This window comes from Microbacterium sp. B35-04 (assembly GCF_010634885.1).
In the GTDB taxonomy this organism is placed as follows: Bacteria; Actinomycetota; Actinomycetes; order Actinomycetales; family Microbacteriaceae; genus Microbacterium.
The window spans coordinates 1-796 of record NZ_MWLP01000148.1 but is presented as its reverse complement, the minus strand read 5'-3'; the positions used below and the strand labels follow the sequence as shown (position 1 = coordinate 796).

The following is a 796-nucleotide window of genomic DNA, read 5'->3' as shown; positions in this document are numbered from 1 at the left end:
GTCGTTCGACGCCCGCGTCGGTGACGATGACCGCGTTCCTTCGCCGGTCGGTCGGATCCGGCTCGCGACGGGCAAGACCCCAGTGGACCAAGTCGTCGAGCGTCGCCACGACGTCACTCCGGTCGAGGCCGGCGAGCCGGCCCAGGTCGGCCTGACTCACTGGCCCTGCTTGTTCCATCGCCGCGAGCAGGCGGTAGTGGTAGCCGCGCACTCCGGCCGCCGCAAACGATTCGGCGAGCAGAGCATGTGCTCGAGCGCTCAGTCGGTTGACGAGCCATGTGGGCTTCTCCGCGACACGCGAGGCGATCTCCATGAGCTGCATCTTACGGGGTTGTTGGTGCGGCCAACCATCCATATGATGGCCCCACCAATCATTTGTACGCCCAACGAAAGACTGAGGGATCATGTCGATTTACAGCGCATCCGTGGGTGACTCCACCTCCGCTCTCGCATCGCGGCTCGACCAGCTCATCGACGGCGAAGTCCTGGTTCCTGACGCCGGCGCGGTCGCTGCCCTCACCGTCTATGGCGGGCCGCCGCGCCGGCCGGCGCTGATCATCCGGCCGCGCACCGCCGTTGATGTGGCGCGCGCCCTTCCTGTGCTCGTGGAGAGCGGACTGCCGGTCACGACGCGAGCCGGCGGCCACTCCTTCGGCCGCCGGTCGGTAGCTGACGACGGCGTGGTCATCGACGTTTCAGGGCTCAGCTCCGTCGAGATCGATGCCCATTCCCGCGTCGCCATGGCGGGCGGCGGGACCACCGCAGGACGCTATGGCGAAGCCGTCGCCGCGCACGG

Annotated in this window: 2 protein-coding genes; one reads left to right on the top strand and one right to left on the bottom strand. The window is 68.1% G+C overall.

Translation table 11 applies throughout. From position 1 onward, the window contains the following. On the bottom strand, positions 1–313 hold a 313-nt coding region (locus B1729_RS20090), incomplete at its 3' end, for a MarR family transcriptional regulator (protein WP_204318980.1). A gap of 91 nt (positions 314–404) precedes the next feature. Between B1729_RS20090 and B1729_RS20085 the strand changes: the two genes are divergently transcribed. Beyond that, positions 405–796, top strand: a 392-nt coding sequence (locus tag B1729_RS20085) for an FAD-binding protein (protein ID WP_163634586.1), incomplete at its 3' end; no start/stop codon positions are given.